Origin of the sequence: Hymenobacter profundi (genome assembly GCF_019334315.1) — a bacterium.
In the GTDB taxonomy this organism is placed as follows: domain Bacteria; phylum Bacteroidota; class Bacteroidia; order Cytophagales; family Hymenobacteraceae; genus Hymenobacter; species Hymenobacter profundi.
The window spans coordinates 1-19,874 of record NZ_JAHWGL010000010.1 but is presented as its reverse complement, the minus strand read 5'-3'; the positions used below and the strand labels follow the sequence as shown (position 1 = coordinate 19,874).

Annotated in this window: 13 protein-coding genes and 1 tRNA gene; 8 read left to right on the top strand and 6 right to left on the bottom strand. The window is 57.3% G+C overall.

The features are described from left to right. Nucleotides 1–70 precede the first annotated feature (70 nt). Nucleotides 71–1,201 carry a glycosyltransferase gene (locus KYK14_RS04460; protein ID WP_219157278.1) on the bottom strand — a complete coding sequence of 377 codons (1,131 nt, stop codon included), beginning with the start codon at nt 1,199–1,201 and terminating at the stop codon, nt 71–73. Between the two features lie 157 nt (nt 1,202–1,358). Here KYK14_RS04460 and KYK14_RS04455 point away from each other — a divergent pair, with 157 nt between their 5' ends. The 5 genes from KYK14_RS04455 to KYK14_RS04435 all read left to right on the top strand — a co-directional run bounded on the left by KYK14_RS04455 (nt 1,359) and on the right by KYK14_RS04435 (nt 8,828). Next, complete coding sequence (locus tag KYK14_RS04455) at nt 1,359–5,471, top strand: PAS domain S-box protein (protein ID WP_219157275.1); 4,113 nt, start codon at nt 1,359–1,361, stop codon at nt 5,469–5,471. Between the two features lie 62 nt (nt 5,472–5,533). Next, nucleotides 5,534–5,911, top strand: coding sequence for a response regulator (locus tag KYK14_RS04450; protein WP_187318155.1), 378 nt, complete (start codon nt 5,534–5,536; stop codon nt 5,909–5,911). A gap of 105 nt (nt 5,912–6,016) precedes the next feature. Then, nucleotides 6,017–6,787: an MBL fold metallo-hydrolase gene (locus KYK14_RS04445; protein ID WP_219157272.1), complete on the top strand. Its 771-nt coding sequence runs from the start codon at nt 6,017–6,019 to the stop codon at nt 6,785–6,787. Between the two features lie 86 nt (nt 6,788–6,873). After that, nucleotides 6,874–7,236, top strand: a complete 363-nt coding sequence (locus tag KYK14_RS04440; RefSeq protein WP_219157270.1) for a cupin domain-containing protein — start codon at nt 6,874–6,876, stop codon at nt 7,234–7,236. A gap of 11 nt (nt 7,237–7,247) precedes the next feature. After that, the gene (locus KYK14_RS04435; protein WP_219157267.1) at nt 7,248–8,828 is read left to right on the top strand and encodes an NFACT RNA binding domain-containing protein; all 1,581 of its coding nucleotides are present in this window, start codon (nt 7,248–7,250) and stop codon (nt 8,826–8,828) included. 108 nt (nt 8,829–8,936) lie between these two features. Here KYK14_RS04435 and KYK14_RS04430 read toward each other — a convergent pair. Together KYK14_RS04430 and KYK14_RS04425 are read right to left on the bottom strand one after the other, a co-directional pair. After that, a tRNA-Leu gene (locus KYK14_RS04430) sits at nt 8,937–9,018 on the bottom strand. A 328-nt stretch (nt 9,019–9,346) separates the two neighbouring features. Next, nucleotides 9,347–10,018, bottom strand: a complete 672-nt coding sequence (locus KYK14_RS04425; protein WP_208306997.1) for a Dps family protein — start codon at nt 10,016–10,018, stop codon at nt 9,347–9,349. Between the two features lie 230 nt (nt 10,019–10,248). On the opposite strand from KYK14_RS04425, the gene KYK14_RS04420 reads away from it, so the two are divergent. Then, complete coding sequence (locus KYK14_RS04420; protein ID WP_219157264.1) at nt 10,249–10,764, top strand: MOSC domain-containing protein; 516 nt, start codon at nt 10,249–10,251, stop codon at nt 10,762–10,764. Nucleotides 10,765–10,910: 146 nt separating this feature from the next. Beyond that, nucleotides 10,911–11,864, top strand: coding sequence for a nucleoside hydrolase (locus tag KYK14_RS04415; protein ID WP_219157261.1), 954 nt, complete (start codon nt 10,911–10,913; stop codon nt 11,862–11,864). Nucleotides 11,865–12,465: 601 nt separating this feature from the next. Here KYK14_RS04415 and KYK14_RS04410 read toward each other — a convergent pair. The 3 genes from KYK14_RS04410 to KYK14_RS04400 all read right to left on the bottom strand — a co-directional run bounded on the left by KYK14_RS04410 (nt 12,466) and on the right by KYK14_RS04400 (nt 17,765). Beyond that, nucleotides 12,466–13,869: an RtcB family protein gene (locus KYK14_RS04410; RefSeq protein ID WP_219157259.1), complete on the bottom strand. Its 1,404-nt coding sequence runs from the start codon at nt 13,867–13,869 to the stop codon at nt 12,466–12,468. Nucleotides 13,870–14,790: 921 nt separating this feature from the next. Continuing rightward, the gene (locus tag KYK14_RS04405) at nt 14,791–16,368 is read right to left on the bottom strand and encodes a TROVE domain-containing protein (protein ID WP_219157256.1); all 1,578 of its coding nucleotides are present in this window, start codon (nt 16,366–16,368) and stop codon (nt 14,791–14,793) included. An 80-nt stretch (nt 16,369–16,448) separates the two neighbouring features. Then, nucleotides 16,449–17,765 (bottom strand): PcfJ domain-containing protein, encoded by a 1,317-nt coding sequence (locus tag KYK14_RS04400; RefSeq protein WP_219157252.1) that lies wholly within the window; start codon nt 17,763–17,765, stop codon nt 16,449–16,451. A gap of 987 nt (nt 17,766–18,752) precedes the next feature. Between KYK14_RS04400 and KYK14_RS04395 the strand changes: the two genes are divergently transcribed. Next, nucleotides 18,753–19,655, top strand: a complete 903-nt coding sequence (locus KYK14_RS04395) for a histone deacetylase family protein (protein ID WP_219157249.1) — start codon at nt 18,753–18,755, stop codon at nt 19,653–19,655. Nucleotides 19,656–19,874: the final 219 nt, after the last annotated feature.

The following is a 19,874-nucleotide window of genomic DNA, read 5'->3' as shown; positions in this document are numbered from 1 at the left end:
AGAGAAGTAAAAAATCTGACCACCGCAGCAAGGACAATACAGTGTCTCGCAAAAATACGACGGTTTCAGCCTACCCACGGGTAGGCTGTGCTTCGTGGGCCGGCCACAAACCAGCATACAGCTGTAGTAGGTGCTGCTCTTCGTGCTGCCAGTTGAGTACCTGTCGCGCCTGCAAGCAGTTTTGCACCAACTGCTGGTAGCGGCCGGGCGCGTAGTGTAGCAGCTGGTTGAGCGCGTGCGCAATAGCCGCAGGCGTGAGGGCCACCACTTCGGCTACATCATACACATCGTTTAGCGCTCGGTACTCGGGAAAGTCTACTATCAGTTGTGGCACGCCCGCATGCAGATAGTCGAAGAACTTGTTGGCCAGCGAATAATAGTAGCTCAAGCCTTGGTTTTCGAGCAGCATAATACCCACGGCCGCCCTCTTCGTCACGGCTCGTAGCTCGTTGGGCAGCACGTAGCCTCGAAATTCTACCTTGCCCGAGGCCAGCAGCCCCAGCCGCTCGGCCCGCGCCCGTAGCTCCGCCGATAAGTCGCCCTCACCACAAAGCACCAACCGCCCCTGCACGTGCGGCATGGCGTCTAACAGCGCCTCCAGGCCGCGCCCTACGTTTAGCGTGCCCTGGTAGAGAATATAGCTCTCGGGAGCCGGCAAATGTGCCTTTGTCTCTGCCACCGTAAGTTGGCTGATATTGCGAATTACAGCGAAAGGCCGGCCGTAGCGGGCCTCAAATACTCCTGCCAACGCTGGCCCTACTGTGTAAGCCAACGCCGTGCGCGGCACAATAAACCCTTCTACCCACCGCCAGGCGCGCTGCACCGCGGGGCGACTCATCACCTCGGGCACTTCCGTAAATAGTTCGTGCGCGTCGTACACAAAGGGCTGCCCCCCCAGCCGGGCGCGCAGCCATACGGGCAAAGCCGTATCTAGGTCGATGGCGCACCAGGCGCTGGCTCGCTGCCGCAGCAGGTAGAGCAGCAGGCGTACGGTGAATTCCAGATAGAACAGCTTGCCCTTCGTGAACCAGCACCGCAGCCGGTGTTGTTGATACGGCTGTGATTGCAGCGGTTCCGACTGTTGCCAGGCGCGGCCTACCAGCGTTACATGGTAGCCCTGCCGGGCCAAACTACCACAGATCCGTTGCATCCGTTGGTCATAATTCAGATCGGTCGTAACGGCGAAGAGCAAAGAGCGCATACTCGAAAAGACGCTAGTTGCGCTTGTTGGATAAATTCCTGAGGAAGAAGCCTGAAAATTGAGTTATTTTTGACAAATTTAGGAAATTAGCCTGTTTTAATAAATACGCCTACTAGCTTACGGCCGCATTACCTGTCGCTCGGATTTTACTTTTCTAATGCCTACTCGCTCTCTGCCCGCTACTCCAGGTGCCACTGCCGCCGATGCTTTGTATCGGGCTTTATTTGAAGATGCGTACGATGCACTGCTGCTCTACGACGAGCGAGGCAAGCTAATCGACTGCAACCGGACGGCAGTCCACTTGCTGGGCACTACCCGCAACCACTTGCTCATGGCCGGTCTGATGAGCTTTACTCGTCCCCACGGCGGCACCAGCGGTGAAGATTTCTGGCAATCGGATATCATGCTGCGTGAAGCCGTGCTCGATACGGCCCGCACCGGCCAAACCTACGCTAAAACCTGGCATGGCCTGGGCACCAATCAATCTCGCCTCGATGGGTGGGTGACCCTGCACCGTATACCTACCCCAATGGGTGCTCATGTGCAGCTTACCCTGCGCGATATTACGCGGGCACCCCGGCCGGCCCAGCGCCTTCCTGACCAAGCGGGCCTGCTCGACCGTACCCGCCGCGAGCTGCGCGATGTGCTCAGCCGCACCGACCAAGCTTATGTACTCATTGATCCGGAAGGTAAAATCCTGGACGTCAACGAGTTTTTCCTCAACTTCACGGAGTACACCCGCGACGAGATTCTAGGTAAAAATTACCATGCTCTCTTTGTGCCAGCGGCCGAGCGCGACGCCCGGCGACGGCACTTTGAGGTGGTTGTACGGGGCGAAAAGGAGGCAGACGATATGGAGCGGGTGATTCTGACCCGCTCCGGCAAGTCCCGGCAGGTGTTCTGGCACGCTGAGTTGGCCCGCGACCTGAGCGGCAACGTGACGGGTATGTTCTTTATCGGGCGCGACCGCACGGACCGCCACGTGACGGCCCGCGCCCTCAACGATAACCGCAACCGCCTCCAGGATTTCTTCGACAATGCCCACGACCTGATTCAGAATCTGAGCGTCGACAACCGGTTTTTGTCCGTGAACAAGGCCTGGCGCGAAAAGCTGGGCTACTCGGAGGAGGACCTACCCCAGCTCACGCTCAACGACGTGGTGCACCCCTACTACAAAGCCAAGCTGCTCTATCAGCTGCGCAATCTGTATAAGGGCGAGAAAGTCAATAAGTTGGAAACCGTTTTCCTGACGAAAAGCGGTAAACCAGTGCATCTCATTGGTTCCATTTCCTGCGCCTGGCAGGAAGACGAGCCCGTGAGCACCCGCGCCATTCTGCACGACATCACCGACCGCATTAAGGCGGAGCGTTTGCAGAAGGTGTACTATAGCATTGCCAACCTGGCTATTAGCTCCAAAGACTTGCATGCGCTGTACGGGGCCATTCACCGGGAGCTGAGCAAGATTATTGAAACCAACAACTTCTACATTGCCCTCTGCGACGACGCCCGCACGCAGTTGCAGTTTGTGTATTATGTAGACCAAAGCTCTTCTAACGAACAGCCTACCAAGGCGCGGCCGTTTTCGTCGGGGGTGTCGGAGTATATTATTCGCACGGGGCGGCCGCAATTTTTGCTGCGGGCCGAGTTGGAGGAGCTGATCGGCAACGGGTCCGTTACCGCCTACGGTGTGATGCCGGAGGTAATGCTGTGCTCGCCCCTGAGCATCGGGGAGCGAATCATCGGCGTTATAGCCGTGCAGGACTACCACAAGGCCGATGCCTACGCGGTGGGCGACATTGAGATTCTGCACTTTATCTCCAACCAGGTAGCCCTGGCTATTGAGCGCAAGCGCAATGAGGTCCAGATCAATAAGCAGAATGCGCGCCTAAACGCTATTTTCGAGAGTGGCTCCCACCTGATGTGGTCCGTGGATACGCACTCGCGCCTGACGTCCTTCAACCGCAACTACGCTGCCTACTTCCTGCGCAACAACGGGGTGTACCCTACCCTCAACGTGAACCTGTGGCAGGCCGACCTTGCCATGGTAGCCGAAGAAGCCCGCGACTTGTTTGTAGAGAACTACAAGCTGGCCTTTGAGGGGCATCCGCAGCGCTTTGAGGTGCGCCTGCGCGATGCCCGCGGCCACGATACCTGGCGTGAAATCTACCTCAACCCGATTTACCTCGACGACGGCTCGTTTGAGGAAATATCGGGCATGGCCCACGACATCACCGAGACCAAGGCCTCGCAGCTGGAATTGGCGGCGCAGGAAGAAAAATTCCGCGCCATCTTCGAGTCGTTCCAGGATATTTACTACCGTACCGACGAGAACGGCCACGTCACGCTGGTGAGCCCATCGGTATATGAAGCCTTGGGCTACCAGCCCGAAGAGGCCATTGGCAAGCACCTACCCTCGCACTACGCCGACCCGGCCGATTACGACCGTTTACAGCAAGAAATAAAGGAAAAGGGTGTACTACGCAACTTCGAAACGTCCATCCGTCACAAAGACGGGCATTATGTGAGTATGCTCATCAATGCTCGTCCTGCGCCGGGGCAGACAGGCGGAACAGAGGGCATTGGGCGTGACATTACGGAGTTGAAGCAGATTCAGGACGATTTGCGCCGCGCCAAGGACGAAGCCGAAACCGCCCTGGAAGCCAAAACGCAGTTCCTGGCTAACATGAGCCACGAGCTGCGCACGCCCATGAATGGCATTATTGGCATGATTGACTTGCTGCATCAGACGGTGACGTCGGAGGAGCAGGAAGACTACGTGGACACGTTGCGCAAATCGTCGGAAGCGCTGTTGGCCATTCTAAACGATATTCTGGACTTGTCCAAGATCCAAGCCGGCAAGCTACAGCTGCACGCCCACGGTCTGGACCTGTACTACACGCTGGACAAGATTCACTCGCTGTTTGCCAACCGTGCCAGCCAGAAGGACTTGCAGTTCACGTATCATGTGACGCCCCACACGCCACGCTTCATCCTCACCGACGAAACGCGGTTGCTGCAAATCCTGTCTAACCTCACGTCCAACGCCATCAAGTTCACCAACCAAGGCACAGTCAGCATTGAGGTGTCGTCTATTGCCACCGATGGAGAGCGGCACACGCTGCGCTTTGCGGTGCAAGACTCGGGCATTGGCATTTCGGAGCAAGACGCCAAGCTGCTGTTCACCAACTTCACCCAACTGGATACTACCCCTACCAAAGCTTTTGGCGGCACGGGCTTGGGCTTGGCCATCAGCAAGCAGCTAGCCGATCTACTGGGCGGCGAGATTGGGGTCGATTCACACGTGCGGGAAGGCAGCACGTTCTGGTTCACCATTCAGTGCGACGTTGCCCACAACGAGGAGGAAATTCTGCACCAGCGCACGATGGCCCGCGAGCGGACTCAGGAGGTAGTCCGCTTCGAGTCGGTGCCGCGGGTGCTACTCGTCGACGACAACCCTATCAACCAGAAGGTAGCCTCACGCCTGCTCGACAAGCTGGGTTGCCACGTAGAAATGGCGTCCGATGGCTTCGAGGCTATCAGCAAGGCCGACTCGCCCAAGAACCGCTACGACATCATCTTCATGGACATTCAGATGCCGGAGATGGATGGCGTGACGGCTATGCACGAAATCCGGCGTCGCCTGGGCAAACAGTGCCCACCGGTGGTCGCCATGACGGCCTACTCCATGAAGGAGGATGCCGAGCGGTTCGTGCAGGAAGGCATGGACGACTACGTGTCGAAACCTGTGAAAACGCAGGACCTCTACACCGTGTTGCGCCGCTGGACTAGCACCACCGAGCGAGCCGTGCTGCCCACGCGTGATATGGGCACGGCCCTACCCCCCGCCGAGCCCGCCCCCACTACAGTGGACGCCGCGCCCGCGCCTACCCCCATAACTGCTGAGGAACTGGCGCCCGAAGAGTTGGAAGGCTGCATCGATACCGAGGTAATTAACCAGCTGCGGCAGTTAGGCGGCGACGATTTCGCGGCCAGCCTCTACTCCGATTTTGAAACCGAGGCCGAGCAGCTACTTACCGAGGCTGGCAATCTAGTAAGTGCCGGGCGCTTCGAAGCTATTCTGCCGCACTTGCACCAGTTAAAGGGCACAGGCTTCACGCTGGGCATAAACCGGCTGGCCGAAGGTGCTAAAGAGCTGGAGCACGACCTCAAGAAAGGAGAAACGACCAACGTTGTTCAGGATTTTCAACGCCTACTGCGTTACTTTGCGCAGTTTAAGGCCGTATATCAGCAGGTCACGCAAGTGCCGTAACCGGCAAATCTGATCTTATCCATCACGTTTTCCCAACCTACATCTTCAACACAACTACCCGCATGGCTGATTCGAAAACTATTTTGATTGCGGAAGACAGCTCCGTTATTCTAAACCTCACCAAGAAAATACTCGAGCTGCAAAAGTACCGCATCATATCGGCAAAAAATGGGGGTGAAGTCATTAAGCAGGTTGAGAGCCAGCCGATTGACTGCATTCTGATGGACATTAATATTCCGGTGAAGGACGGTATGGAGTGCACCCGCGAAATCCGCCGCAACCCCGATCCGCGCATTGCGCAAATCCCGGTTATTGCCATCACTGGCAACGCCAACAACTACTCGATGGAGCAGTTCCGCGAGGCTGGCGTAACCGACTACCTTCCTAAACCCCTCGACTTCGACGCGTTGGTGCGCGTGGTGAAGCAGCATGTGGGGTAGGGAATTAAGAATTAAGAATTAGAAATCTGAGGCATTGGGAGTGTATCAATGCCTGTTGATTTTACGCTCACTTCTTAATTTTTAATTCTTAATTCTTAATTGATAATGCAGATTACCTTTCTCGGCACGGGCACGTCGCAGGGGGTGCCCGTGATTGGGTGCCACTGCCCCGTGTGCCGTTCGGTGGACTACCGCGATAAGCGCCTGCGGGTGGCCGTGCACGTGCAGGTAGCGGGCAAAAGCATTGTGATTGACTCGGGACCGGATTTTCGGCAACAGATGCTGCGTGAGCGGATTGAGCAGTTGGATGCCCTCGTATTCACCCACGAGCATAAAGACCACACCGCTGGCCTCGACGACATTCGCTCCTACAACTTCCTTCAGCAGCGCGACATGCCACTCTACGCCGAGCCGCGCGTGCTCAACCAGCTGCGGCAGGAGTTTGCCTACATCTTCGCGGAGAATAAGTACCCCGGCGTGCCCCGCGTGAAAACTATCCCGATTACCAGTGACACAGAAGTGTTTTTGGTGGAAGGCGTGCCGTTTCAGCCCATTCGAGCCCTGCACTACCGGCTGCCCGTGCTCGGTTACCGCATCGGCGACTTCACTTACATCACCGACGCCAACTATCTGACGGAAGAGGCACTGGCCCAGGTGCGCGGCTCGCGGGTGATTGTACTCAACGCCCTGCGTCACGAAAAGCACATTTCGCATTTTTCATTGCCCGAGGCGCTGGAGCTATTGGAAGACCTGGCTCCTGAACAAGCCTACCTTACCCACATCAGTCACCAGTTAGGCCTGCACCACGAGGTAGAAGCAACGCTGCCAGACTTTGTGCGGCTGGCGTATGATGGGTTGCAGATAATACTGGATTAGGACTGCTTTAGGGTATAGACTAAAGCATCAGCAGATCATTCTCACGAATACATTTATTTACTGTAGCAGCACAACGCCACCATTCTATGAATGTCATTAAGCTAGAGGATAAGTTTGCGCAATTCACCGATCAATGGAATCCGCGCATTATTGGAGAGTTGAACGACCAGCATATTAAAATCGCACGTGTGCAGGGCGAATTTATCTGGCATAATCATGCTCAGGAGGACGAGCTGTTCATAGTTGTGAAAGGCCGATTGTACATTGATTTCCGCGATGGTCAAACCGCCGAAATCAACCCCGGTGAGTTACTGGTAGTGCCTCGTGGCACAGATCATCGTCCGCATAGTGAAGGGGAAACTTGGATTATGATGATCGAGCCACAGTCAACGGTGAATACTGGTGATATAGAAAGTGAGCGGACTCGCCATACCCTAGAGCAGATCTAACGGCAATTCTATTGCATACCAATTACTACTTCCTGCGCCTACTTGCTCCTGCCCTGACCCAAGCGTTAGCAGGCTATCGGGTAGCTACGTGCTTCTCGCAGGAGAAAGATGAATTGGTACTTGGTCTGACCAACGGCGCGGCTGAGTTCTGGCTGAAAGCCCAACTATCGGCGGCGTTTCCGGCGCTGGCTCTGCCCGAGACGTTCCACCGCGCCCGGCAAAACTCCGTGGATTTACTACCCGATTTGTTGGGACGCGAGGTAGGCCAGGTGGATGCGCTGCCGCAGGACCGGATTCTGCAATTCACATTCACCGACGGCGCTACCCTGCTGTTGAAGCTATTCGGCCCCAGGCCCAACGCCATCTTCCGCCCTACCCTGGATGCGCCCGCCGAGCTGTTTCACCAGCGCTATACCGCCGACGCCGACATTCAGCCCCTACCCCCTACCGCGGCGCCGGACACCAGCACCCGCTCCCACGAGGCCGACCCACTCCGTCGCTACCCCGCCCTCAGCGACCTACCTGCCCGCTACTTGCGCGCCCACGGCTACGACGCCGCGCCCCTACCCCAGCGGGAAGAGTTAATACAGGCTGTTATCCGGCAACTGGAACAGCCTGCGTACTTCTACATTGTGCTGCTGGATGGTCGTACGCGCCTGAGCCTGCTGCCCCTCGGGGAGGTACTGCAAGCCCTACCCGCCGCCGACCCCATTGCGACCCTGCGCGAGTTTGTACCGCTTTTCCTGAGTCGGCGGGCGTATGAGACGGAGATGCGCCAGGTGCGCCAGACGCTGGAGAAGCGCGCCGAGGAAGCCAGCACCAGCGCCCAGATGGCGCGCACGCGTCGCCATGCACTGGAGCATACCGCCGGATACCGCCAAACTGCCGACCTGATTATGGCCCACTTAAGCCAGATTCCGGTTGGGGCGGCACAGGTGGAAGTCATTGATTTTTACCAGGATAATCAGCCGCGCATTATCAAGCTGAAGCCCACCGAAACGCCCCAGCGCACGGCTCAAAACCTCTACCGCAAAGCCAAAAACCAGCAAATCGAGCTGCAACAGCTCAGTCAACGCATCGAGCAGCGCGAAACCGAAGCCTTTTGGTGCCTGGAGCGGCTGGAGGAATTAGCTGATCTGGCTGACTTGCGCACGCTCCGTACCTGGCGCAAGCAGCACGGCCTCGACCCGGCTACCCAAGCCAAAGCCACAAGCAACGAGTTGCCGTTTAAGGTGTTTACGGATAGCGGTTTTACGATTCTGGTGGGCCGCAACGCCCAGAACAACGACCTACTCACGCAGAAATATGCGCATAAAGACGACTTGTGGTTGCACGCCAAAGACGTGAGCGGCTCGCACGTGGTGATTCGGCATCGGTCGGGTCAGCCGGTTCCCGAGCCTGTGGTAGAACGTGCTGCCCAGCTGGCCGCGTGGTACTCGCGCCGCCAGCACGACTCGCTGTGTCCCGTTACCGTGACACCCAAGAAGTTTGTACGCAAGCCCAAAGGCGCCGCATCGGGCGCCGTAGTGGTAGAACGCGAGCGGGTGGTACTGGTAGTGCCCGGTAATCCGTTTGAGCGCGTAGGCGCGTAACCAGTAAGTAGGTGAAGCGCCCTTTCGCGTAGTTACAGATGCAAGCGGCTGGCTGCATACTACCTACAAACAAAAAGTCCGACCTATGTAGGTCGGACTTTGTTGAAGTGCGCGCGGGGAGATTCGAACTCCCACACCCGAAGGCACCACCCCCTCAAGATGGCGTGTCTACCAGTTTCACCACGTGCGCAGTAGGCTAGAAAAACACAACTTCTGGGTCCAAAAGCAAGCTTCTGGCTTCGCTGAGGCGGCGAAGTGGGCACAAAAGTAGGAGGATGACATCGGCCATGCAAGTCCTGAGGCGTATTTTTCTCTTGTCGTATTGGTTAAACAGTAGTTTTCGGCTCATTATCAGCCTGCAACAGATTAATATTTTTTTCGCACTACCTGCTTCTGTCATTATAAAGCGTTTACAAACGCAATGTATAGCCGGCTAAGCAATATGGCTCGCACATACTTACAAAAAAGGCCCCTGACCAATACTACCGGTCAGGGGCCTTTTTATAAGTAGGGTAAGACTATTCCGACTGGGTGAGCGGCGCTTCTACCAAATGCTCCGATACGAACCATACTTGCAGTTCGTTGGCGCGCAGTACATCGCTGATTACCATATCGTTGGTGCCGTCATCACCGGAATCATCGGCTTTCTTGGCAATGTCGTGGCACTGTCCTAGGATGATCTGGTGAGCTTCTAGCAGACGCGAGATCTGCACGGGCACTTCTTCCCGGTCGCGGGGTGGGCGTGGGATGCTAGTTAGCTCGGCAATGTCGGCAGCCATTGCTACGGCCACGCCACCCAAAATCTGGATGCGCTCGGCAATGGTGTCTACCAGTTCACTTTGCTCTTCGTAGTGCTTATCGAACAGCAAGTGCAGTTGGTAGAAGGTAGGACCTACTACCTGCCAATGATGTTTCTTGTACATGTCGCGCAGGCTGCACGTGTCAGCTAGCAGCTGATTGAGCAGTTCCACGCTTTCGCGGCGAACATCCTCGCTCAGCCCAATGGGTAGGCGCTGCGATACGGTGCCGTACTTCTGGATAGGAGCCGGCGCATTTTGTTGTTGATTCAGGATAGGCTGTACGTTGACGGCCGGGTTAGGAGCTGCAACGGCGTTTTTGCTCTCTTTTGCTTTTGCAGGAGCGGCTTTGGCGGCTACGGGAGCCTTTTTATTGGTGCTTGGAAGGGCCATGATAAGACAGTAAACAGTTTGGAAGAGTAGACCAATGCGTGGTAAACTACCTACGCATCCTGTGGCCGACCTGCCTCTATGTACGCACAATTACGGCCGGGGTTAACCTAATTTCATTGGGCAAAACCGTCTTGCCCCTATTTTACACATACAGAGACACGCACGCTGGCAATAGGTCCCGTATCTTGCCGCCGACGCCGTTTTCCTACATCTTCTACAGCTTTCCGCCCATGCCTTTTCCTTTCGTCGGAGACGATAAATCAACAATTGCCCGTTTGCTGAACACCCTACCCCAGGTGGGCCAGTTGGAGTGGATTGGCATTCGGCCGGTGCGCCGTGCGCCGATGGTAGCCATGCAGGAAGCTACCGTGGAAACCGACCGCCACCTCTCCGGCGACCATGCCCGCCCCAAGCCCGGCGGCAAGCGGCAGATTACGCTTATTCAGGCCGAGCACCTGCCCGCTGTGGCTGGCTACCTGGGACTGACGGAAGCCGTGGACCCGGCTCGGCTGCGCCGCAACCTAGTAGTGCGCGGCCTGAACCTGCTGGCGCTGAAAAACCGACAGGTACGCATTGGCGACGAGGTAGTGCTGGAAATTACGGGCGAGTGCCACCCCTGCTCGCGTATGGAAGAAGAGCTGGGGCCGGGCGGCTATAATGCCATGCGCGGCCACGGCGGCCTCACGGCCCGCATTCTGCACGGCGGTACCATTCGGGTAGGCGATGCCGTGCAGGTAGTAGTGTAGCGCTTTTTCTGGTGGCAGAGGCTGAAGCTGCCCGCGTCTGGTTACCGCGCCTACTTTTATGCCTGCCTAGCTCGCGCCCAGCTGTATTCTAATGAAAGCACTCCACCTTTACTGCATAGGTTGCTTCCCTTACCCATTCTCTTCATATGCCTGATATACACCTACCCAAGCAGTATGTTTTGTTTGACCATGATGGCGGGGTAGACGATTTTCTGTCGCTGCTCCTGCTCTTGCACATGCCCCACATTGAGCTGCTGGGCATTTCCGTAACGCCCGCCGACTGCTACCTGGAAACCGCCCTGCTGACCACGCACAAGCTGCTGGCGCTGGCCCAGCGCACGGATATTGAGGTAAGCGGCGGCAACTACCACGGCGTAAATGCCTTCCCCTCCGACTGGCGGGCCAAGCCCAAGATTCTAAACGCGCTGCCGGACATGATTAACGTAGACACCCCAGGCGCGGCCCACTACGACGACAGCGTAAACTTTATCCGGCGCAAGCTGGCCACCGCGCCTGGCCCGGTTACGGTGCTGCTCACGGGGCCGTGCTCCAACCTAGTGCACGCGCTGGAACAGGACCCTACCCTGGCAGCCAAGGTGGGCGAGGTGGTCTGGATGGGTGGCGCGGTGGACGTTATCGGTAACGTGAAGACGTACAACCACAACGGCACCGCGGAGTGGAATGTGTTCTGGGACCCGATTTCGGCGCACAAGCTGTTTCGGGCGGGGCTGCCCGTTACCATCGTGCCGCTGGATGCCACCAACCACGTGCCCGTCAGCTTCGATTTTCTGCAACAGCTGGCCCAGCAGTCGGACTACTTTTTCTCCAATCTAGCCGGACAGTTTTGGGCCACTACCATTGATACTATTCCGGCCTACGAGTACACCTACTTTATGTGGGACGTATTGACGACGAGCTACCTCGCTATTCCAGAGGCCTTTGACTTTGAAATGGTAGAGCTGGAAGCGACGCCCATGGGCGCCAGCGCCGGCAATACCCACCGCGCCCCCAGCTCGGGGCAATGGGTGAAAATGGCCGTAAACGTGCGAAAAGAAGATTTTTATGCTTATCTATTCCGACAGCTGCGGCAACCTCTGTAAACAGAGTACAGCTCAGCTGCCGTGGCCAAATCAGTTGCCATGGTCAAAAGAAAGGTAAAACAGCATCTTTCTAATCTGTGACTAAAATGGCGTGAAGTTGGCTTGCCGGTCGAGCCGTAGTCAGTTTGCGCTATAGCTAAACCAGGAAGCGCATAAGTTCGTATTTTACAATGAACTAGGTTTTTTATAATTTTTGCTACTTCCTGGCGGTTACGCAGCAACTCTAACTGTGTTCTATGGCACACTGCTTTCTGCCTTATTGATACCTACTTGATAAGCTTCCGCTCTTTACCTCCTACCCTATGAATTCAAACACTTCTTCGCCCCTTACGCTTACAGCCTTAGCGCTGCTGCTGCTTTCCAGTGGGGTCATTCTTACCTCTTCCGTCTGTAACGCCACCACCCGATCATCTTCCCGCTCCTACCCCTGTGCTAAGCGCCTACTACACTGTCGGCGCCGCAGTCAGCGTGCGGTGTAGCACAGGTAGGTTCCGAAACACGATAATTGCGCAGCATTATCGTACGTTTTCATGTAGAACAACACACAAAAGGCACGAATACCTAGGTATCCGTGCCTTTTTCATGCTTTTACTAGCAAGGGTTACACGCCGCCTTCCATCCGCACGATGCGCGGCGTGAAGGTACCCAACACATCCACCAGATCGTGCTGGCTGGCCATCACGGCGTGGATGTCTTTGTAGGCCTGAGGGGCCTCGTCTACCCCGCCCCCAATCAGCTCGATGTGGTGCTGTTGCAGGTAGCGGCGCACGTCTGCTTCGCCTAATTCCTGCTTGGCGCGGGTGCGCGACATCGCCCGCCCGGCCCCGTGCGAGGCCGATGCCAGCGACGTTGCCTCACCCCTACCCCGCACAATGAAGCCGGGGGCCGTCATGGAGCCGGGGATGACGCCCAGCACGCCCGCGCCGGCCGGCGTGGCGCCCTTGCGGTGCACCACTACCTCTTGCCCAGTGGCTAGACGCTCTTTCCAAGCAAAGTTGTGGTGGTTTTCCACTTTTGCTAGGGGCCGCTCACCCAAGGCTTTGGCTAGGCGCTGATGAATCTGGTGGTGGCACGCCGAGGCGTAGTCGCCGGCCAAGTTCATGGCAGCCCAATATTCTTGGCCGGCTTCACTTTCCAGGGAAAGCCAAGCCAGGTGCTGTGCCTCGGTGGGCAGCTGACACACATCTTTGGCGAGTTTGGTGTAGTGATTGGCGATGCTGGCGCCCAGCCCCCGCGAGCCGGAGTGCGACAACAGCCCCAGATACTGCCCCACCGGTACGCCCAGTTCGTTGGCGGGGTCGAGGATATCCACCACACCCCACTCCACAAAGTGGTTGCCGCCGCCCGACGAGCCAATTTGGGTAGCCGCCGTGTCCAGTTTATTCCGCAGAAAACTGATTTCCTGGAATTCGGCGCGGTCGAGCACGGCGTGGTCCAGCTTCTGGCCGTGGCGGAACACGTCGCGGTTGCCGAAGCGGGTGTTGTCGATCAGCAGTTTGCGCAGCTCCTGCACGCGCTGCTCCAGGTGCTTAGGCGGCAGCGCAAACACCGACAGCGCCATCCGGCAGCCAATGTCCACGCCCACGGCGTAGGGAATCACAGCGTTATCGGTGGCCAGCACGCCCCCAATGGGTAGGCCGTAGCCGTGGTGGGCGTCGGGCATGAGGGCGCCGGCCACCGTCACGGGCAGCTTCATGGCCGTTTCCATCTGATGGATGGCGCCTTGGTCGATGTGCTCGGCCCCGAACAAGGCGTAGGGCTTGCGCTCGGCCAGGGCAATGTGGCGCGATGGGGGCGGCAGCAAGGCCGCCGCCGTGTGGCTCCAGTCGAGGTGGGTGAGGTAGTCGTTAGGGTTCGCGAGCAGGTGTTGCAACAAGGCCAGCTGCTCGGTGTGCGAAAGTTTTTTGAGGTGCTTGCGCTGCAATTGTGCCAGCGCCAGCCCAATGGCCCGACCTTCCGGGAATCCCAGTTGGCGAAGGTCGTTGCCGCGTAGTTGTTGTGCCATTATGCTAAATGGTTGCTTATTGAATGATTGAATGGCTGCCTACTGGTACCAGAGCAACAGGCGGTTCGCGCAAGGCTGATAGCCGACGTGACAGGTCGAAGTAACGCGGACTTACGGCATCTGGTGAGTGAGAAAAGAGCAAGGGTAAGAAACGACCAGCCGCTTGAGTTTTTTCAGAACGAAGGAAGGCTGATCTACGACACCTTTCTCTTTTATAACCATCTGACAGGGCAACAAGCACGAAGCCCTATGTGCTCTAACCACCTGAGATACTGCCTTGCGGCAAGAGGGACTCGAACCCCCGACCCCATCGTCCCAAACGAAGTAAGGCTTCGCTACGGCACCTGTCAGATATAAACAAAAGCACCGGGGCAACAAGCGCGCAGCCTCCAGTCCTGCTCTGCCAGTTGAGCTACGATTGGCTAGTACCAACCGGCGGGATTCGAACCCGCAACCTGGGCATTAAGAGTGCGAAGTATGGCTACCCTACGGCACCCGATGCAAAAAGAATGTTGGGGCAACAAAGCGTGGAGCGAAAGACACAGCGCAAAACGCCGTTCTGCTCTACCCGCTGAGCTACTACCCCCGAAGAGCAGTCGGGACTCAAACCCGCGACCCGAAGTAACGCTCCGCTACGACACCCAACACGGTATTTTCTTTCTCCCCGTTGGCAAGGGCAACAGGCGGCGGGCGGCATTTTCTTTACTCCGCTGGGTAGCAGAGTCGGGAATCGAACCCGCAGGCGGTTGTAGGGGTTGCCCCTACTATGCCGAAGAAATAACCACGAAGTAGCGCCCATCTACGGCACCTTGCCTATAGAGTAGAACGATGTTGTTTTAGCGTTTCATACAAGTGGATGTATTTCGGGAGGGAGCGGCAGCCGCTTGCTTGTCTGCCGCTCCCTGGGCCGCGTTTGTAAGATTACAAGTCGATTTTCTCGATTTCGGTCAGTGCTGAGCCGCCATTTTCCAGCGCCGCCAGCACGTCGAATACTTTATCGGACCAGCCGGCAATGAGGGCTACCCCATCCTGCTCGCGCACTGCCAGCGGCGCCGTGCCGTGGCCGGCCAGGTCGAAGAGGTAGAGGCGGGCCTGCGGAGCCACCGCACGGCGGTAGGCGCGCCACTCGGCGGTCAGGGTATCGCCGTTGCCCCGGCTGTCCCAGAGCTGGCAGTCGGTGAAGATCATCACCTTCTCGACTACCTCTCGGCGCTGACGCAGGTCTTGCACCACCAAGTGGCCGTTGGTACTGTAGCCTACCTCGCCTTCGCGGCGGTAGAGCTCCTGCACGTTGCGCAGCACCGAGCCTTTGGGCAGGCTCATTCGCTTCCAGGTATCACCGAACATCCCCGCTACCACGTGCTGACAGCGGCTTTGTAGCAACATGCCTAACACCAGTCCCACGTCGTAGAGCAGCACTTTGCTGCGCGCCGACACAGGCTGTTGCATAGAGCCCGACACGTCGCAGGCGATGACTACCCGCGTATTAGCATCGAAACCGCGCAGGTTGTGGGCCGAGTGGCTGATGGCCGTTTCCAGCGCCGCCAGCACTGCGGGCACGTAGCCGTTGCTACTGCCGATGCCGATGGCCGCTGCCGCACGCCGGAGCAAACCCGCATCGAGGCCCACTACCTCTCGGTAGGCAGCCAAGAACCGGAAGGGCAACTGCTTGCTGCGCGCCACCGCTGTGCGGTCGGCGAGGGTAGCGCACACTTGCGCTACCGCCGCGCCCGATACGTCGGCCTCCAGGATGTTGCGCAGGTTGCGCAGCAGAGCCATATAGCCCAGCTTGCCGCTGCCAATCAGCTCCTGCCACTTCTGCCGAAAGGCCGCTTGCCGTTCCTCATCCGTAGCAAACGCCTGCTGCCCCAGCGCCGACAACTCGGTTTCCCACGTGTAGGGAGTAGGCAGCTCGCCGCGTACCAGTTGGTCGAACAGGGCTTGCTGCTCGGGACTTTTGGCGGTGGGGTGCACCAGAAACAGGGCGTCGCGGAGGCGTACCTGGCCGGCGCGATCATATTTGGCCAGTTGGTAGCCGTCGAAACGGTTGAAACTTAAGGCCAGACCTTTTTGCACCTGTTTGGAGAGGCGGTTCAGGGTTTTGGTGCCCTGGCGCTGGTTGGCGGCAGCATAATAGGCTAGCACCTCCGTAATTTCGTCGGCGCGCTGCACCACGCGGGCCACTAGGCGGCTCACGAGGTCGTTGCCGCGGTGCACCTGGGCCAGCTCTACGGCCAGCACCAAGGGTACCGAGCGCAGGTGCAGCTGCTCGCGGGCGTACACCGCCAACCGAGCCACAAACTGCGGGTCGTTCTGGGCAATTAGCTGGCGCAACCGCTGCAAGCGCGTGCCGGCCGATTCATAGAACTGGTTGCTGAGGGCCGCAGTAGCCACGGCAGCGTACAGCTCCAGCTGCGGTGTGAGTTGGTAAGCAGGCGCGCCTTCGTGGTTCACGGCAGTAGGCGCCGAGTGGTTGTGGGAGTGGGTATTGAAACACATAGAAATCAAATAATCAAAAGGTTAGCGCATCGTCGTCGGCACGCAGGATGTCTCCTGGTACTCGACACGACGAGCAGGTATTACCTACCGGCATCAAACAGATGCTTTGGTATCAGCAGGCGGGCTTCGGCGGCCCAGCGGGTCACCCACACATACTCGGTATCGGTGATGCGGCGGTTGTATTTGCCGCGGGCTTGTATGATGGTGCGATTGGCCAGCACCTCCAGGGTAAGCGTGCGTACGCCATTGAGGGTGAGCGAGAAGATACCACACCGTCCGCGCCGGCAGGAGTTTAGGTAGGACGACACGCAATGGTGCAGAGTACTTCCTTCATCCATCAGTTCCCAGTAGCTGCTTAGTTGCGTGATGCGCACCTGCCCCCTGTCACCACCCGTGAAGTTGGGCACGGGTAGCGGCTCCCAGGTGGAGGCAAATGTCTCCTGAGGGTGACGAGAATCGGGGCTGTTGCGCGCTCGGGCCAACTGGCGGTGCCACTTAGCCGTGTGGGCCAGCACCCCCGCCATCGACCTACCTTTCAGCGAGAAGCTGGGTTGAGCGGGCTCGTCGCCGATGCCTACCCGGCGCTTCTGGTGAATCCAGTCGCACACCGGCCCAAACTGATGCGGGTCAACCATCGGAGCAGCCGTAAAAAAATCGACTACGCGTAGATAAAACTCGTCGTCGCGGCTGATTCCACGCCCAAGGCGCGAGTCGAGCACTGGTCCTAGCCACGCCAACTGGTTGCGAACGGCCAGTTGAGCATAGCGCAACGCTTCCAGAAAAGTGTAGTTAGCTGGGGCTTGGCGCAGATGATGTTCCAGCTTTCGAGTGAGGGGTACCGGCAGCTTGTGAAACGTCCGGAGGGCGCCACCCCGCCCCAAATGCGTCGTCAGGTCGGCGATGTTGATACCATCATGCAGCCGATTGGCTGTCCAGGCATTCAGCACCCAGGTGGGTAGGTCGCCGTATTGGTCGAACAAGTGCCGCACCAGGCTTTCCAGCTGCCGAAACGGATTGCGGCTGCGGGGTTGCCACTCGGCCAGTTCGCGGCAGCGCTGGGGGTAAAACCGAACCAGCGCGGCCAGCGCAACGCTTAGCTCGGGGCGCCACAGCAGTTCGCTGCGCTTATAAGCTAGGGCTAAGAGTACTTTCCTGCACTGCTGCTGCTCCGCATTAGAACGGTTGTGCAGGCAATTGCGGTAGAATTCGACTAGCACCGAGCCAGCGCCCAAGTGGGCCTCCACCACGGGCAACGACCCATTGAAGGAGCACAGGTACTCTACCTGCTGGGTAGCCGACCAGCGGCGCCAGTCGAGACGCCGCGAGGCTGCTAGAATAATTACTGCTTGTTCAGCTTGCCAGGCTTCGTGGGATAAGGGTTTGTAGCGGTTAGCCATCGGTCGGGGGTGCCCTCGCGGGGACGATTACCGAATAAAGAAGTAGGTGATGCGGCAGGCATAGAAGCCACCGGATAAAGCAGAAGTCGAAAAGCGTCGTACATAATAATTTGCGTAAAAAGGGTGCACAAAATCATTCGGCAATTTTTAATTAATTACCGTTACAGATTTATTTAAAACAAGACAATAGGTTACCTATCAGCTATTTTTTTAGCTGTTCACTCACAGGAAATATTTTTTTTATTTATTACTACCTCTAGTAATAAATCACCAAGAGTAATTACCCGCGTTTTCGCGGGCAGCTATCGACTGATTTCCACGAGTTGCTATCGATGTAATAAGAGCAAACATCTGCTGGGAAAGAGGGCGAAAGGAGTTGGATCGGTAACATAACAGTAAGGTAGTTAGGAGTAAACTAGTAGGTAGAGATAAAACAAAACGCCCGAATCTGGTGGGATTCGGGCGTTTCGCACTGTGTAGTTTCTATCGGTGAAACCTCACGTTGTGGTATGCGCGCCGACCCCCGGCTGGATCTTGCTATCCAGCGAGCTTAATGGCATGGGGTATTGATTAAAATGGCGCTGCATGACGAGTGAAGTCGTTGGGATTATTTGTATTTTGTGCTTTGAACGTGTCAAAGGTAAGAAGGTTATTTTATAAGTCAATAGTCAAATAAAAAATATTTTATAAATTTTATATTCGACTAATACATGCTTAGTAATTCCAGTTTTACCCACGCTTATCTATCCTGAATATCGTATTAAAAGAGTGTATTTTAATTGGCACCCCTTTTTATTTATCGCGCTTACATTATTGTGGTGTAGCGACGCATCGTCTCGTTGTTGAACAACAAACCCTACACAACACAGGCGACGAGACGCAAGCATGCATCTGCACACGCCCAATATACATTGTGTAGGAATCTACAGTAACGCCAATAGCTCCATAACGAAACACCGCTGCGCGTCGCTACGTCTGTAGGGAGCCATGCCCCGCCTCGCTACCTCCGACCGCTACACGCTTGCCCTACCCCCTACCCATCGCTTTCCCATTGCCAAGTACGCCCTCATTCGGGAGCAACTACTGTGGCAAGGCATCGCGCCGCCCGATGATTTTTATGACCCCGGCCTGTGCGCCGAAGAGGACGTGCTGCGGGTGCACACACCAGACTATTGGGGCAAGGTGCGCGACCAGCAGCTCTCCCCCGCGGAGGTGCGGCGGCTGGGCCTACCCCAAACGCCGCAGTTAGTGCTCCGCTCCCTCAGTAGCTCGGCGGGTACACTGCAATCGGCGCGGCACGCCCTGCGCGAAGGCGTGGCCCTGAACCTGGCCGGCGGTACCCACCACGCGTTTGCCGACCGGGGTGAGGGTTTCTGCGTGCTCAACGACCAGGCCATTGCCGCCGCCTACCTGCTGCACCACCAACTGGCTCGGCAGGTGCTCATCGTGGATCTGGACGTGCACCAGGGCGACGGCACGGCTAGCATTTTCCGCGATGAGCCGCGCGTGTTTACTTTCTCCATGCACGCCGGGGCCAACTATCCACTGTGCAAAGAGCAATCAGACCTAGACCTACCGCTGCCCCTAGGCACCACCGATGCCGCCTACCTCGACTTGCTCGGCCACACCCTACCCCGCCTACTCGACGAGGTGCAGCCAGACTTCGTGTTTTATCAAGCCGGCGTAGATGTGCTGGCCACTGATAAGCTGGGCAAGCTGGCCCTCACCAAAGCTGGCTGCCAGCGCCGCGACGAACTGGTATTGGGTCTGTGCCAACAACGCGGCCTACCCGTGGCCGTGAGCATGGGCGGCGGCTACTCCGAGCGCCTCGCCGATATTGTAGACGCGCATTGCAACACCTTTCGGGTGGCGTACGCGCTGTGGGGGTAAGGAGGCTTACCCCCGTGACCCCACCCCCGGCCCACACTCGCTTGATGCGCGATATCCTCCGGGAGAGGGGTGCCAGACGAAAGGTGAACTTGTGAAGAGTAAATGATTTACCGTTCACCATTTACAACCTCACCACTAGAACGCACCCCTCTCCCGGAGGATGTCGCGCATCAAGCGAGTGTGGGCTGGGGGTGGGGTAATCGGCATATCTATTTAAGA

Bases quoted from the DNA above. Each gene is read 5' to 3' on its own strand.
- KYK14_RS04450 (WP_187318155.1), top strand. From the start codon at position 5,534: ATGGCTGATTCGAAAACTATTTTGATTGCGGAAGACAGCTCCGTTATT.
- KYK14_RS04460 (WP_219157278.1), bottom strand. From the start codon at position 1,201: ATGCGCTCTTTGCTCTTCGCCGTTACGACCGATCTGAATTATGACCAA.
- KYK14_RS04420 (WP_219157264.1), top strand. From the start codon at position 10,249: ATGCCTTTTCCTTTCGTCGGAGACGATAAATCAACAATTGCCCGTTTG.
- KYK14_RS04425 (WP_208306997.1), bottom strand. From the start codon at position 10,018: ATGGCCCTTCCAAGCACCAATAAAAAGGCTCCCGTAGCCGCCAAAGCC.
- KYK14_RS04445 (WP_219157272.1), top strand. From the start codon at position 6,017: ATGCAGATTACCTTTCTCGGCACGGGCACGTCGCAGGGGGTGCCCGTG.
- KYK14_RS04400 (WP_219157252.1), bottom strand. From the start codon at position 17,765: ATGGCTAACCGCTACAAACCCTTATCCCACGAAGCCTGGCAAGCTGAA.
- KYK14_RS04455 (WP_219157275.1), top strand. From the start codon at position 1,359: ATGCCTACTCGCTCTCTGCCCGCTACTCCAGGTGCCACTGCCGCCGAT.
- KYK14_RS04395 (WP_219157249.1), top strand. From the start codon at position 18,753: ATGCCCCGCCTCGCTACCTCCGACCGCTACACGCTTGCCCTACCCCCT.
- KYK14_RS04440 (WP_219157270.1), top strand. From the start codon at position 6,874: ATGAATGTCATTAAGCTAGAGGATAAGTTTGCGCAATTCACCGATCAA.
- KYK14_RS04415 (WP_219157261.1), top strand. From the start codon at position 10,911: ATGCCTGATATACACCTACCCAAGCAGTATGTTTTGTTTGACCATGAT.
- KYK14_RS04410 (WP_219157259.1), bottom strand. From the start codon at position 13,869: ATGGCACAACAACTACGCGGCAACGACCTTCGCCAACTGGGATTCCCG.
- KYK14_RS04405 (WP_219157256.1), bottom strand. From the start codon at position 16,368: ATGTGTTTCAATACCCACTCCCACAACCACTCGGCGCCTACTGCCGTG.